This is a genomic window from Hymenobacter sp. BT188, from assembly GCF_014333585.1.
Classification (GTDB): domain Bacteria; phylum Bacteroidota; class Bacteroidia; order Cytophagales; family Hymenobacteraceae; genus Hymenobacter.
The window spans coordinates 44,207-58,735 of sequence record NZ_JACSCW010000006.1; the positions used below are offsets into that span (position 1 = coordinate 44,207).

Sequence of the window (14,529 nt, forward strand, 5' to 3'; positions counted from 1 at the left end):
CCAGCCGCTTTCTATATTATTAATTATGAATGTGCTGCCACTTGCTATTTCCTGGGAGCAGATATGGGAAGTGGTCAGCAATGCTCAGACGTTCTACCTCTTCGTGGCTATTGGATTTGTGGCCCAACTCATTGACGGGTTGCTAGGCATGGGCTATGGTGTGGTGACAGCAATTAGCCTGATGTCAATGAATATGTCGCCGGCTACGGTGAGTTCGAGTATTCATACAGCCGAGATGTTTGCCAGTGGCGCTTCTGGCTACAGTCATTACCGACTGGGCAATGTCAATCGGCGCTTGTTCAGGGCATTACTGGTGCCGGGAGTGCTGGGGGCTGTAAGCGGGGCCTTTCTGCTTTCTTACTTCGGAGAGCATTTTTCCGCCTGGGTAAAGCCTACGCTAGCAGTGTATCTGTTGCTGCTAGGGTTGCGCATTCTGCGGCAGGCTTTTCAGCGGCCGGGCCCTTCCCGCCCCGTAAAGCATATTGGTTGGCTGGCCGGTGCGGGGGGCTTTTTAGACTCGTTCGGTGGTGGCGGCTGGGGCCCATTGGTTACCAGCACGCTGCTTATGCGAGGGCGCGCTCCCCAATATGTTATCGGCTCCGTCAGCCTCACCGAGTTCTTTGTCACCTTTGCCAGTGCGCTTACCTTTTTTACTACTCTTGGGTTTTCGCACTGGCAAGTAGTGCTGGGGCTGATTGTGGGAGGTATAGCAGCGGCTCCTTTGGCAGCGCGCCTTGCCGGGAATCTGCCCGTCCGATGGATGCTCGCGGGTGTGGGCCTGATGGTTATTGTCTGGAGTCTTTGGGCACTCTACAAGGCATTTAGCTCAACAACGATTATTTCTTAAAAAAAGCCCCCAGCATTAGCTAAACAATATTTCCATTCTGGTCACGCCTGCGAAAGGCATTTAACTCAGCGGGCCGACGGTTCTGATAGAAGCGCTGCTCATCGTAGGAAGGCTGATTGTAGAAAGTCTCAGAACCGGTTTCGGGTAACGGCAGCTTCAGAGCCCGTAGCATCGCCTCTTCGTAGTCGCGGCTGATTTGAATCTCGGAATAAGGCGGATATTCCAATACCGATTCCATCGTCAGGGCCGGGACAAACACGTTATCACCCTCTTCGTCCAAAGCAGCTACGCCAATGGGCAGCAGAATATGGCGCTCGTTTTTGTTTACGCGCAAGTTGCTGCTCAGCTCAATATCGAGGTAGCGAACCTTCAACGCATCTTCCTCTACTATTAACTCTGCTACTTCGCCAAATTTCTGCCCATCGGCGCCACGCACGCTCCAGCCACGCACATCGGGGCTGCTATCTGCTACTTCAAACTCGGTTAAATCGCGCAGACGTCGTAGATGCATACCCTCAGCGGGTGGAATAGGAGCAGAAGTTGGTTCCATGGGTAAATAAATGAAAGTCAAATAGATAATGAACTATAATCCTGAAGAAATACCGCGGGATTATTCTGTACACGAAATCAGGCCGCAGGCTTACTTAATGTGCCAACCACATCGGCGGCCCGCACCAGAAACTCCCGTACCGCGGACACTTCAGCCTCTGTTATCTGATTGGGCAACTCGTCAGCGCGTTGTACCAGTTCCGCAACAGGGCGCGCCAGGGCAGGATAGGATTTTTGCTGCATTGCCTGCATTAAAGCCGCCGCCGCCACCAAACCCGGCCGTACACTAGCTTGGGAGTTCTCGCTCAAGCGACTGGTGGCGCTGGTCAGGTCATTGCGCTTCTCCGTAATGTTGCTGTCGCGCAAGTCGTTGCGGTCGGTTAAGTCAACGAGGGTAGCCGTGAGCAGTTGGAGGCCACGACGTGCGTAATCGGGAGTATCATCCTCATCCGCCGCGAACCGAGCCAGTTCTTCGGCTGATGCCGGTGTTTCTTCGGCGGCCATATCCGTTACGGCTTGCGGACCGCCATCGGCGGGCGGGGGTGTAGCGCGCGCTTGTGCCTCGGTATCAGCATCTGTTGGAGTGACAGTGCCAGTTGCAGGCGGAGCAGTAGCGGCGGGCTCCGAGTCGGCGCGCAGCAGGAAGTAAGCTCCTACGGCCAATGCCGCCAGCACCAACAAAATCAGCAGCCATGGGCTGAACGAGTTCTTTTTGCGTTGAATATTTATTTCAGCCATAAGTCAGATTAAAGCAAGTCTGTGGAAAGCAGTACGGACAGCAGCCAAAATAGGTACTGAATGCACCTGGTAGCTTTAATCATCCGGACTCGCGCTATGTATTAAAACATTGTAATACACAACTTTAATATTCTGTCTCGATACTATATATGATAAAAAAGCCCCCAGAAAATTCCGGGGGGGCTTTTTTGCTTCTGTGGAATGTGACAAGCTTACGCTGGCACTTTCCGATACATTTTGGCTAACTGCTCCACGGCAAATTTTACTTCCTCTGCCGTATTATACTTACTCATGGAGAAGCGGATAGCTCCACGCTTAGGGTCGCAGTTTAGCGCGCTTAGCACGTGCGAACCCGCATTAGCGCCGCTCGAACACGCCGACCCACCCGAAACCGACACCCGATTAATATCAAGATTGAAAAGCAGCATCTCGTTAATATCCGAGGGCGGCAGGCTCACATTCAGTACGGTGTATAGGCTTTGTTCGGCGTCGGCGGAGGTGCCATTGAACTGCACATCCTCGATTTCAGCTTTCAGAGAGGTTATAAACAGGTCTTTCAAGTCCTGAATATGACGCTGGTGGTCGGCCATATCCCGATAGGCAATTTCCATAGCCTTGGCTAGCCCCACAATGCCATATACATTCTCAGTGCCGGCCCGTACGTTGCGCTCCTGAGCGCCGCCATGAATCAGGGGCGTAACCTGCGTACCGGAACGGGTGTAGAGGAAGCCGACTCCTTTCGGGCCGTGAAACTTATGCGCCGACCCGACCAGGAAGTGCGTTTTAAGCTGCTGCACATCATGGCGATAATGGCCCATGGTCTGCACCGTATCCGTGTGGAAAACCGCGTCGTACTGCTGACATAGCTCAGCAATAGCCTCTACGTCGTTGATGTTGCCTATCTCATTGTTGGCGTGCATTAGACTCACGAAGGAGCGCGGGTGTGCGGCCAACAGCACAGCCAGATGCTCCATATCAAACTGGCCTCGCTCATCGTGGCGTAGGTAGCTGAGTTGGATATCACCGCTTTTTTCCAGCGCCTGCAACGTATGCAGCACGGCATGGTGCTCCAAAGGAGAAGTGATGGCATGGCGCAACCCCAGCATACGAATACTTCCGAAGGCAGCATAATTATCAGCCTCGGTGCCACCCGAAGTAAAAGAAATCTCCGCTGGTGCCGCATTTATCAAATGCGCAATGGTCTTGCGCGCATTCTCGATAGCTGCCCGCACCTGTCGCCCATGACCATGAATGCTGCTGGGGTTGCCGAAATGGTTTTGCAGAAAGGGCATCATAGCCTCCAGCACCTCAGGGTCGAGGGACGTGGTAGCGGCATTATCGAAATAAACGGCTTGCTGAGACATAGGCACCGATAAATAGCATGGGGAGGTAAATACCAAGAGGAATGAATAAGCGACCATCACAGAAAATCTTCCCTGTGCCAGCCATCTTATCAAATCTATGCTTTAGTAGAGAGAATCTCTTTGATGTCTCCGATGATCTTGTTGGCCAGATGATCAGCGGTAGCATTCGACTCAGACTCCGCGTAAATGCGGATAATGGGCTCCGTATTGGATTTACGCAGATGTACCCACTCTTTGTCAAACTCTATTTTGACTCCGTCGATGGTATTGATGGGCTGCTTCGCGTAGCGCTGCTGCACCTGCTCCAGAATCTTGTCGGTGTTGATGTCAGGCGTCAACTCGATTTTGTTTTTCGAGATGTGATAATTCGGATAGGACGCCCGCAAGCGCGTCATCGTCAACCCAGATTTTGCCAAGTGAGTCAGAAATAAAGCAATGCCCACCAACGCATCGCGCCCGTAGTGCAACTCAGGGAAAATGATGCCCCCGTTACCTTCGCCCCCAATAATAGCGTTGGTTTGCTTCATCATATTCACCACGTTCACCTCGCCTACGGCAGCGGCGGCATAATTGCCCCCTAGGCGCTCCGTCACGTCGCGCAGGGCGCGGGTGCTGCTCAGGTTGCTTACCGTATTACCGCCACCGTTCTGCTTGAGCACATAATCGGCCACGGCTACTAAGGTGTACTCCTCGCCGAACATTTCGCCGTTTTCGCTTACCAGCGCCAAGCGGTCCACATCGGGATCGACCACAATACCAAGGTCATAGCTGCCTTTTTCGAGCACCCGTGCAATATCGCGCAGGTTTTCGGGCAACGGCTCGGGGTTATGGGCAAAGTCACCGGTAGGCTCGCAATGGAGCTTCTCAATTGTTGAGACACCTAACGCCTCCAGTAGCATAGGCACAGCCAAACCGCCGCTGGAGTTGACACAGTCAATTACCACCCGAAAATTTTTGGCTCGAATGGCTTCTACATCTACCAAGGGCAAGGCCAGCACGGCTTTTACGTGCTTTTTAAGAAAGCTGGAATCAGTGCTGTATTGCCCTAGCTTGTTTACCGGCGCAAAGTTAAATTGCTCTGCATCAGCCAAGGCTAATACTTGCTGTCCATCCTGTTCAGAAATAAACTCGCCTTTGTCGTTGAGCAGCTTTAGCGCGTTCCACTGCTTAGGGTTATGAGAAGCAGTCAGAATAATACCGCCACCGGCTTTTTTAGCGGGTACAGCCAGTTCTACGGTAGGCGTTGTACTCAGGCCCAGATCTATTACATGAATACCTAAGCCCTGCAAAGTGGCTGCTACCAGCTTGCTCACCATTTCGCCCGAAATGCGGGCATCGCGGCCAATAATGATGGTGTTGTTCTGCGTGGTATCCAGCACCCACGTTCCGAAAGCGGCAGCATATTTTACTACGTCGATAGGCGTAAGCCCATCTCCTGCTGCGCCTCCAATAGTGCCCCGAATACCCGAAATTGATTTTATTAGTGCCACAAGCAATGGTTATTTTAAGTCGCAAAAGTAGACAAACGCGCTGCTTTCTCTATGAAAGTAGTTTTAGGACAACGACAATTTTTAGTCCTTAAATCATTTTTCAACGTTGATGCACGGGCCTTCTTGCCTGCGCTATCATTACTCTATGCTGAAAGAGACCGTATATTTGATTTAATGGAAAAGTCTTCTCCTTCACGTCGTCCCAAGCAGTTAGCTGCCTTTAGCCGTCTATTGGACGTGCTTGACCGGCTACGCGCTGAGTGTCCCTGGGACCGTAAGCAAACCATGCAAAGCTTACGACATCTCACTATTGAAGAAACCTACGAGCTCTCCGACGCCATCCTGCGCGATGACTTAGCGGATGTGCAAAAGGAACTTGGCGATGTATTTCTGCATTTGGTCTTTTATGCAAAAATAGCCTCGGAAAGTGGCCGTTTTGATATTGCTGACGTTCTGAATGCACAATGCGAAAAATTAATTTTTCGTCATCCGCATATTTATGGCGACACGCAGGTGTCGGATGAAGAGGAGGTAAAGCGCAACTGGGAGCAGTTAAAGCTGAAAGAAAAAGGAAACACCTCAGTGCTAGGTGGAGTACCCATATCCTTGCCAGCGCTGGTGAAGGCCATGCGCATCCAGGAAAAAGCGCGCGGGGCGGGCTTTGACTGGGAAGAGCCAGCTCAAGTGTGGGAAAAAGTACAGGAAGAACTGGGCGAGTTCGGAGCCGAATTTGCCCCCCAGAACGCTGACTCTATCGATTCGGAGCGTGCGGCGAGCGAGTTTGGCGACTTATTATTTTCGCTCGTAAATTTTGCCCGCTTCGCTGGAATCAACCCTGAAGAAGCTTTAGAACGTACCAACCGTAAGTTTATTCAGCGATTTCAATACCTTGAAACAGAAGCCGCCCGCGATGGACACCAACTCACCGATTTAACCCTAGCAGAGATGGATACGTACTGGGAAAGGGCCAAAAAACTACCTGCTTCAACTACCTCTAAGAGCGTTGGAAAATAGCTTTTTTTTAAGTTGCACACCGTTTTAAACCGTTTAAACCCATATTTCATTTGGCGGCACGCTGGTTTTTATTTAGGTTTGCCAAGCATAGACCTTCTGAGAAACTAGGCCCCGCACACGAGCAGACCCATATTTTATCTCCATTATTGGGGGCAAAATATGAGGGTGAGCGGGGCCGCCGTCGTCTTTAGGCTATTCTTTTTTCACCAAATACCCCATTCATTTTCTCCTTTACCTCTCAACCTTTCACTACCAACCCCCTAATCCTCCGGCACAATGGAACAGAAGAATGCCATGAACAAGAACGTGCGGCCTGCCGCCGCTACCGCTGCTCCTAAGGAAGACGCGAAAGGCGGATCAGCGTTCGCCGCCATCGTAATTCCGTTGGCGCTTATAGTATCGATTATCATCTACGAGTTTGTATTCGGCAACGGTGCTAACTTCCAAGGTGGTAACAATGAGAATCACCCACTTGAGGGTAACTACCTTGGCATCGTGTACAAGGGGGGCTTTATTGTACCCATCCTGCTCACCTTGTTCTTGCTCGTTATTACGTTCTCCATCGAGCGTTACCTGACTATCGGCAAAGCCCGCGGCACGAAGAGCATCGAAAGCTTTGTTCGTTCGATCCGTCAGAAACTGAATGTGAACGACATCACGGGTGCATTAGCTGTTTGCGACCAACAGAAAGGTTCAGTAGCCAACGTAGTGAAAGCCGGTTTGCTGAAGTATCAGGAAATGTCTCGTGAGCGTGGTATGGACAAAGACCAGAAGATTCTGTCGATCCAGAAAGAGATTGAAGAGTCTACTGCCTTGGAATTGCCAATGCTGGAGAAAAACCTCGTTATCATCTCGACAATTGCTTCTATCGCTACGCTGGTAGGTTTGTTGGGTACGGTAGCTGGTATGATCAAGGCCTTCTCGGCTCTAGCGCAAGCTGGTAACCCTGATGCTACAGCTCTTGCAAACGGTATCTCGGAAGCCTTGATCAACACGGCTCTGGGTATCCTTGGCTCAGCGCTGGCCATCATTGCCTACAACTACTTTACGAGCAAAATTGACGAGTTGACATACAGCATCGACGAGGCTGGCTTCAGCATTATTCAGACGTTTGCCGCTCAGCACGGCGAAAAGGAAACTTACACGGCATAAGTTGCAGTTAACGCACTAAAGCCTAGGCTTCCACCGTTGTTGAATTCAAACTAAACAAGCCAGAAATGCCTAAAGTAAAGCCCCATAGAATGTCCCCCTCGTTGGATATGACCCCGATGGTGGACCTGGCATTCCTGCTGGTGACATTTTTTATGCTCACCACCAAGTTCGCCCCTGAAGAAGTTGTAATGGTGGACACGCCATCCTCTACTTCGGACCTTAAGCTGCCAGAAACAAACCTCATTACCCTTTCAGTAGATAAGGACGGCAAAACTTATTTTGCACTGGACAGTGAGCCTGCAAAAATCTTGATGTTGGAAAAAGTAGGTGCTAAATATGGTATCTCCTTTACGCCCCAACAAAAGAAGCGCTTTGGCCAAATGACCAGTTTTGGTGTACCCATTCAGCAGCTTGGCTCTCTTCTCGACCGCAGTAAGGAAGAGATAAAAACCATTAAGCAACCGGGTATTCCAACTGACTCTACGAACAATCAAATCATTGATTGGGTGATACAGGGAAGAGCTGCTAACCAACAGCTCTTCAAGAAGCCGGTTTATATTGCCATCAAAGGCGATAATAACGCGGATGTACCGACGGTTCGCAAACTTATCAAGTACATGCAGGACAAGGATATCAACCGCTTCAACCTGATTACTGATTTGGAGATGAAACCCAAAATAGTAGCCGGAAACTAACTGATCGTAGCGAAATGGCAGAAATACAACAACAAGCCGATTCCGGAGGAGGTGGGAAGAAACGGGCCAAGAAAATGTCGACCAAAATCGACATGACACCCATGGTTGACTTGGCCTTTCTTCTTCTTACCTTCTTCATGCTCACGACTACGTTCAATAAGCCGAACGTAATGCAGGTGACGATGCCGGTAAAGCCAAAAGAAGGTGATCCACCATCCGAGATTAAATCGTCGAATGCGATGACGCTAATCTTGGGTGAAGCAAACAAGGTGTATTACTACGAAGGTCTATTGGCCGACGACGTAAAACCTGAGTTGCAGGTCACTAACTATGGTGCTACTGGTGTTCGTAAAGTGTTACTTGATCGGATGCGTCGCAATCCGAATACTGTAGTGCTGATTAAACCAGCCAGAAAATCAGTATACAAGAACATGGTTGACATTCTGGACGAGATGAATATCACGAACCAGAAGAAATACGCACTGGTGGATATTTCGCCAGCTGATACTGTACTTATAACGAAGTCAGGGCTATGATGGATAATGCGCAATTGGCCCGTGCATCCTTCGACGATATCGTCTTTGAAGGTCGCAACAAGGCCTACGGAGCTTTCGTGCTCCGTCGCTTGTATAGCAAGCACCTAACACGTGCTCTTCTCATCGGCATTGCAATCTTTGCAGTTCTAGTAAGTTTCCCCATTATTGCCCGTATGTTCGAGAACAGTCGGGAAGTGGAAGATGCGAAGAACCTAAAAGTAAATGAGCTAATGGAAGCGCCCCCGCTTGATAAAGCGGTACCACCACCACCACCACCACCACCACCAGAGGCTCCACCACCGCCACCGCCGAAGCTCTCTACGATTAAGTTTACTCCTCCCGTCATCAAAAAAGATGAAGAGGTAGTAAAGGAGGAAGAAATTCCGGATCAGGAAGAGTTGAAGGATAAGGTGGTTGCTACAGAAACCGTAAAAGGCAACACTGATGAGGTGGATCTGAGCGGTTTGGACGGTGAAGGTGATGCAGCAGTAGCTGAAGTAGTAGACACGAAAGTGTATACCTACGTAGAGCAAATGCCGCAATTTCCTGGTGGTAATGATGCTATTGTTGGCGCAATTCAAAAGGCCATCAAGTATCCAGCATTGGCACTCCGCAACCAAGTTGAGGGCAAGGTTTTCGTAAACTTTACCGTAAACCCACAAGGTGAGGTAACGGATGTGAAAATCACCAAAGGCATTGGGGCCGGCTGCGACGAAGAAACCGTTCGCGCTGTGAAGACTCTGCCGAGGTTTGCTCCTGGTAAGCAGAATGGCCGTGCAGTAAGCGTATCATTTACTGTTCCGGTAACTTTCGCTATCAAGTAAATTTCTTGCTTTTCGAGGCTTGAAGCCCCAAGTAACCGTCGTGTTGCTTGGGGTTTTTATTTGTAAAAATATATTGGTCGGCATGCATACCAGTTGAAATATATAGAGCGTTGAGAGTTTGAAAGCCAGTGAGGCAGTAATGAGAAGTGGGTACTATAAGGCTTGGGTAATGCGCGTTGCGGCCTCCTTTCACCTTTTAGCCTATACAACCCATGAAAACCCTCAATCTGCTCACCGCCACCCTCGACGATATCGTCTTCGACGGCCGCAATCAAGCGTATGGCGCCTATCTGCTACGTCGGCTCTACAATCGGCACTTGGCTACGGCCTTAGCTGCCACGTTGGCTCTTTGCTTAGCGCTGCTTAGCATTCCAATCTTGGTACAACGCTTAGCTCCAGCTATTGCAGATGCTACGCTTCCAACCGAGCCCGGGATCATCGAGCTTGAGCGCGTTATTTTGCCCCCTACTCCACCTCAACCAATAGCTCCAGTAGTTATATCTCCCCCAACACGCGCAGTAGTCGTGGAGGCTAATCCGGCTGATGTAATCTCAAGAGTGGTACCAGATGAGTTGCTAAAGAATCCCATTCCAATGGAGGATGCTATTGGTGAAACTACTCCTCCTGGAGCTATTATTGGTCCGGTCCCAATTACGGGAAGTGATACTGGCCTCGTAACCGATATTCTAAGTGCAGGCGGTACCGATTCGGGCAAGACGGCTGCCGGATCAGTTACCAAGCCTTTCCTAACGGCAGAAGTAATGCCCGACTTTGTGGGTGGCCCGGAGGCGCTACGCCGTTATATGCAGCGAAACCTGCGCTTTCCGAGCCAGGCAGCAAGCGCCGCGGTTTCCGGTCGTGTGTATATTTCCTTTACGGTTAATGCTGATGGCACCATCTCAGATGTAGCCGTAATTAAAGGATTAGGCTACGGTACAGACGAGGAGGCAGTACGGGTAATAAGTAAAATGCCCCCCTGGATGCCTGGACGCCAAAATGATCATGCGGTTCCTGTGCGCTATACAATGCCTATTACTTTTCAATATCAGTAAAGCGGTGCTTGAGTAACAGGCAAGCTTAGATTAGTAAGAAATGCAGCTTTCTTACCGCACAAAAAAATCCAGGGGGCAAATCGCTGCTTCCTGGATTTTCTGTATATATCCAGACTTAAAATATCCAGGATGATATATATTTTGGGCTGAGAGGCGAACAATCTACCTACTTTTATACGTTAAGGCACTAACTGAATAATTTTCCCCGTTAGATCACGCTTATGTTGAATCGCGAAACCACGGATGAACGCTTAGGAAAGCGCGGCGCTAATAATGTTATGCGCTACTTTTCTCTGTTTATGGCCTTAGCTTATATCAGCTTGGGCATCTTTCTTTGGTTTGCCTCGCCTGAGGCATTTTCGTTGTCGCCGGCCGTACAACGCACTTTGGGGGGCATTTTTGTCCTCTACGGAATTATTAGATTTGTCCGCACCTATCAGCAACATTTCAAGAAATCCAATGACACTTCTGCGCGCTAACTGGCGAGCAGCCGGCACCTTGCTCCTGCTCTCCGGCTTACTCACCACAGCTTGTAACCAAGGCAATCCCGCTGACAGAGATACACCTACCAGTGGCCGTCTCAACATCAGTGTGGACGAAACGTTTGAGCCTATCGTGCGTTCACAGGTCGACACTTTTCAGAAACTTTACCAATCAGCTACTGTCACGGCTGTTTACAAGCCAGAGGAAGCCGTCATGCAGGACTTGCTCGCAGATAAAGTACGCGCCGTAATTGTATCGCGGCAGTTGACAGATGCAGAGAAAGCAACCTTTAAGCAGCAAACCATCACGCCGCGCGTAACCAAAATTGCTACTGATGGATTGGCAATCATTGTGCACCCGAGCAACCCCGACTCGCTACTCACAATGGCTCAGCTTCGGGCGATTTTCACTGGCCAAACCCAGAAATGGGCACAGGTAAGCGGCAAAAAAGGACTGGGAGATATCAATGTAGTGTTTGATGCGAATCGTTCCAGCACTACCCGTTATGTTCAGGACTCAGTAACTCAGGGAACCCCCTTAACGAAGCGCGTGTTCGCGGCAAAATCGAACCCTGAACTACTCGATTACGTTGCTACGCATCCCGACGCAATCGGCGTGGTGGGTGCCAACTGGATAAGTGACCGTGACGACTCATCGGTGCAGAGCTTTCTGCAAAAGGTGCGGGTAGTGGGCATCAGTGCCCTAGACAATCCTAAGTCACCTGACGACTACGTACAACCGTATCAGGCTTATCTGGCTCTCAAAACGTATCCTTTGCGCCGCGAGCTGTTTGTTATTAACCGCGAAGCTCGTACGGGTTTAGGCAGCGGATTTGCTTCTTTTGTAGCTGGCACTAAAGGCCAATTGATTATTTTGAAGTCAGGACTGATGCCGGCCACTGGCCAAACGCGTATCGTGACAACTTCAACTAAGTAGACTTAAAACTTTTTTACTCACTCTTCTCCACTAACCCTTTTGCTCATGAACTTCAAGCCCTGGAAGCTTTCGTTCCTCGTTGCCTTGTCGGTTTCCGGCTCTACCGCTTTCGCTCAGAGTGCGCAGACCGCCCAAAAGTCACTCGAATTGGAGCGCTATAGTGAAGCCCGCGCTGCACTACTCCGTCAAGGCCAATCGCCTGAAGCGATGTATGAATTGGGTCGCCTGTATCAAATGCGGGAAATGCCCGATTCAGCTGCTTTTTACTTCAGCAAGATCACCCCTAATGCCGATTCTCCAATGTCGTTGGTAGCCGCTGGTCGTGCTGCACTGGCAAAAGGAAATGAGGCAGAAGCGGCAAATCAGTTTGATAAAGCGGTGAAAGCCACCAAGAAAAAGGAGGCATTCAACACGCTAAAAATGATTGCCCAAGCATATGCTGAGTCTGACGTTAAGGACACGGCTAAGGCTATAGCCTATGTAAATGCTGCACAAGCTGCTAACAAAGGCAAAGACGATTTGGGCCTAATGATCGCTCGCGGCGACATTTATCAGAAGTCTGAGAATGGCGGCGGCGAGGCAATGGGCAGCTACGATCGTGCATTGATCGTCGATCCAAACTCGGTAATGGCTAACTACCGCAAGGGTCAATTGTATGTGCGCTCACGTAACTTCAACGAAGCTCGTACTTCTTTTGAGAAGGCGATCAGCCTTGACCCAAACTTCGCTCCTGCTTATCGCGATTTAGCTGAAATGTATTACTTCGCTAAGCAATACGACTTAGCGCTTTCTACCTTTCAGAAATACATGTCAATAGCTGAGAAGACGCCTAGCACAAATGCTAAGTATGCTTCTTTCCTGTATCTGACTGGCAAATACCCAGAGGCTCTGACTGAGATACAAAACGTATTGAAGACGGACCCAAACAACCTGACAATGAATCGTCTGCTGGCTTACTCTCTTTATGAGAACAAGCAGAACGACCTGGCCTTGCCAGCGATGGAGAAATACATGAAGATGGCTCCTGCCAACAAGATTATCCCCGAGGATAACGTGTATTATGGCAAAATGCTGATGGGTGCTGGCCGTACGGATGAGGGTGTTGCCATTATCGAGAAGGCCATTCAGGCTAACCCTGATAAAGCTGGTGATCTTCAGAACGACTTAGCGCAGGCTTATATCGCTAAGAAGGATTACGCGAAGGCTATTGCTACATATCAGGCCAAAATTGCCGCTCAAGGTGATAAGCCTGAGCTAGCTGATCAGATTTATCTGGCTCGTGCTTATGAGCAGAACAAGCAGTTCGCTGAAGCTGATAAGTTATATAGCGCTGTAGCTACGGCTCGTCCAACCTACGTGCCTGTATACCTGATGCGTGCTCGCGCTAACTTTGGTTTGGATCCAGACTCCAAGCAAGGTACTGCCAAGCCTCACTATGAGAAGTTTATTGAGGTAGCCAAAGCTAACGACCCTACTAAGTATAAGGAAGGTTTGGTTGAGGCTAACAAGTATCTGGGTTACTACTACTATCAGAAAGGTGAGAAGGCCACTTCACTGCCTTACTGGAAGGAAGTAATAGCGCTTGACCCTAATGACACGCAGGCTAGCACTGCTATCACTGAGATTACGAAGCGTAAGAAGTAATTTGCTTCAACGATCAATAAAAAAGCCCCCCAGCAAATGCTGGGGGGCTTTTTTATTGATCGTTGAAGCAAGCCAGCTTAATTAAGCTATTCATCGACATCGGCGGCAAACTTCTCCCACTTATCCAGCACGGCAGCAAAATCGGCCGGCAATTCTGATTCGAAGTGTAGGTGCTGACCGGTATCAGGATGTTCAAAACCTAAGGATTTGGCGTGCAACGCTTGTCGTGGCATTAGGGCGAAAGCTTTCTCAACAAAGGCCTTATAAGCGCCTGTACGCTGTCCGTACAGTATTTTATCGCCACCGTAAGTAGCATCTGAGAACAGCGGATGGCCAATATGCTTCATATGCACCCGAATCTGGTGCGTTCGTCCAGTTTCGAGGTTGCATTGCAGTAGCGCTACGTGCCGAAACGTTTTGAGCACCTTATAATGTGTTACAGCAGGCTTACCCTGCTCACCATCGGGAAATACTGCCTGTACCTTGCGGTCCTTCACGCTACGGCCTACATGGCCCCTTATGGTGCCTTCCATCTCTTTCGGAACACCCCAGACCAGCGCCAAGTACGTGCGCTCAATGGTATGATGAAAGAACTGCTGCGAGAGGTGTGTCATTGCCCACTCCGATTTGCCTATTACCAGCAGACCCGACGTGTCTTTGTCAATGCGATGCACAAGGCCCGGACGTATCTCGCCATTGCGGCCTGTAGGCAGGTTTTGTAGGTGGTGCGCCAGTCCGTTTACTAATGTGCCCTGCCAGTTACCGAAAGCCGGATGCACTACCAACCCTGCGGGCTTATTTACAAGGAGCAGCGCCGAGTCCTCGTAAGGAATATCCAGTTCCATCGGTTCGGGCACCACCTTGAACTCGCGGGGAGGCTCTGGCAGCGTGATAGTAATAATATCATACGGCTTTATCCGATAGCTGGCCTTTACGACCTTTTCGTTCACTTGCACCGCTTCAGCTAGAATAGCATTCTGAATCTTGGTGCGGGAGGTATGCGAAAGTCGATTCAGCAAAAACTTGTCAATGCGCAGCATTTCCTGCCCCCGATCTACCTGAATGCGGTGGTGTTCATAAAGTTCGTCGCCGCCTTCGCCGAGTTCTTCATCAGTTAAATCATCGGGGGGCAAATTTTCAGTAAGCATAAGCGAATGGGTTGCTGTTGCTAATAAGGTCTCAAAAACAAGAAAGCCGGAACATTA

The 14,529-nt window shown here is 49.8% G+C and carries 15 protein-coding genes; 10 read left to right on the plus strand and 5 right to left on the minus strand.

Annotation, left to right across the window (positions count from 1 at the left end):
* Positions 1-25: 25 nt before the first annotated feature.
* Complete coding sequence (locus H8B13_RS17030) at positions 26-847, plus strand: sulfite exporter TauE/SafE family protein (RefSeq protein WP_187312027.1); 822 nt, start codon at positions 26-28, stop codon at positions 845-847.
* A 19-nt stretch (positions 848-866) separates the two neighbouring features.
* Here H8B13_RS17030 and H8B13_RS17035 read toward each other — a convergent pair whose 3' ends face one another.
* The 4 genes from H8B13_RS17035 to glmM form a co-directional block, all read right to left on the minus strand.
* Complete coding sequence (locus H8B13_RS17035; RefSeq protein WP_187312028.1) at positions 867-1,397, minus strand: PRC-barrel domain-containing protein; 531 nt, start codon at positions 1,395-1,397, stop codon at positions 867-869.
* A 77-nt stretch (positions 1,398-1,474) separates the two neighbouring features.
* Positions 1,475-2,134, minus strand: a complete 660-nt coding sequence (locus H8B13_RS17040) for a hypothetical protein (protein ID WP_187312029.1) — start codon at positions 2,132-2,134, stop codon at positions 1,475-1,477.
* Positions 2,135-2,346: 212 nt separating this feature from the next.
* Positions 2,347-3,498, minus strand: a complete 1,152-nt coding sequence (locus H8B13_RS17045; protein WP_187312030.1) for a cysteine desulfurase family protein — start codon at positions 3,496-3,498, stop codon at positions 2,347-2,349.
* 95 nt (positions 3,499-3,593) lie between these two features.
* Positions 3,594-4,988, minus strand: coding sequence for a phosphoglucosamine mutase (glmM, locus tag H8B13_RS17050; RefSeq protein ID WP_187312031.1), 1,395 nt, complete (start codon positions 4,986-4,988; stop codon positions 3,594-3,596).
* 174 nt (positions 4,989-5,162) lie between these two features.
* Here glmM and mazG point away from each other — a divergent pair, with 174 nt between their 5' ends.
* The 9 genes from mazG to H8B13_RS17095 all read left to right on the plus strand — a co-directional run bounded on the left by mazG (position 5,163) and on the right by H8B13_RS17095 (position 13,324).
* Positions 5,163-6,002, plus strand: coding sequence for a nucleoside triphosphate pyrophosphohydrolase (gene mazG, locus H8B13_RS17055; protein ID WP_187312235.1), 840 nt, complete (start codon positions 5,163-5,165; stop codon positions 6,000-6,002).
* Between the two features lie 276 nt (positions 6,003-6,278).
* Positions 6,279-7,154, plus strand: coding sequence for a MotA/TolQ/ExbB proton channel family protein (locus H8B13_RS17060; RefSeq protein WP_261990431.1), 876 nt, complete (start codon positions 6,279-6,281; stop codon positions 7,152-7,154).
* A gap of 89 nt (positions 7,155-7,243) precedes the next feature.
* Positions 7,244-7,849, plus strand: coding sequence for an ExbD/TolR family protein (locus tag H8B13_RS17065; RefSeq protein WP_261990432.1), 606 nt, complete (start codon positions 7,244-7,246; stop codon positions 7,847-7,849).
* 74 nt (positions 7,850-7,923) lie between these two features.
* A complete protein-coding gene (locus H8B13_RS17070) occupies positions 7,924-8,385 on the plus strand; it encodes a biopolymer transporter ExbD (protein ID WP_315985157.1) in 462 nt (153 codons plus the stop codon).
* Positions 8,382-9,209: an energy transducer TonB gene (locus tag H8B13_RS17075; RefSeq protein ID WP_261990433.1), complete on the plus strand. Its 828-nt coding sequence runs from the start codon at positions 8,382-8,384 to the stop codon at positions 9,207-9,209. Before H8B13_RS17070 ends, H8B13_RS17075 begins: the two co-directional genes overlap by 4 nt.
* A gap of 212 nt (positions 9,210-9,421) precedes the next feature.
* Positions 9,422-10,261 carry an energy transducer TonB gene (locus tag H8B13_RS17080; RefSeq protein ID WP_187312034.1) on the plus strand — a complete coding sequence of 280 codons (840 nt, stop codon included), beginning with the start codon at positions 9,422-9,424 and terminating at the stop codon, positions 10,259-10,261.
* Positions 10,262-10,482: 221 nt separating this feature from the next.
* Positions 10,483-10,740, plus strand: coding sequence for a hypothetical protein (locus H8B13_RS17085; RefSeq protein WP_187312035.1), 258 nt, complete (start codon positions 10,483-10,485; stop codon positions 10,738-10,740).
* The gene (locus H8B13_RS17090; RefSeq protein ID WP_187312036.1) at positions 10,721-11,680 is read left to right on the plus strand and encodes a PstS family phosphate ABC transporter substrate-binding protein; all 960 of its coding nucleotides are present in this window, start codon (positions 10,721-10,723) and stop codon (positions 11,678-11,680) included. The genes H8B13_RS17085 and H8B13_RS17090 overlap by 20 nt, the downstream gene beginning before the upstream one ends.
* Before the next feature lie 45 nt (positions 11,681-11,725).
* The gene (locus H8B13_RS17095) at positions 11,726-13,324 is read left to right on the plus strand and encodes a tetratricopeptide repeat protein (RefSeq protein ID WP_187312037.1); all 1,599 of its coding nucleotides are present in this window, start codon (positions 11,726-11,728) and stop codon (positions 13,322-13,324) included.
* Between the two features lie 86 nt (positions 13,325-13,410).
* On the opposite strand, the gene H8B13_RS17100 is transcribed toward H8B13_RS17095, so the two are convergent.
* A complete protein-coding gene (locus tag H8B13_RS17100) occupies positions 13,411-14,472 on the minus strand; it encodes an RluA family pseudouridine synthase (RefSeq protein ID WP_187312038.1) in 1,062 nt (353 codons plus the stop codon).
* Positions 14,473-14,529 lie beyond the last annotated feature (57 nt).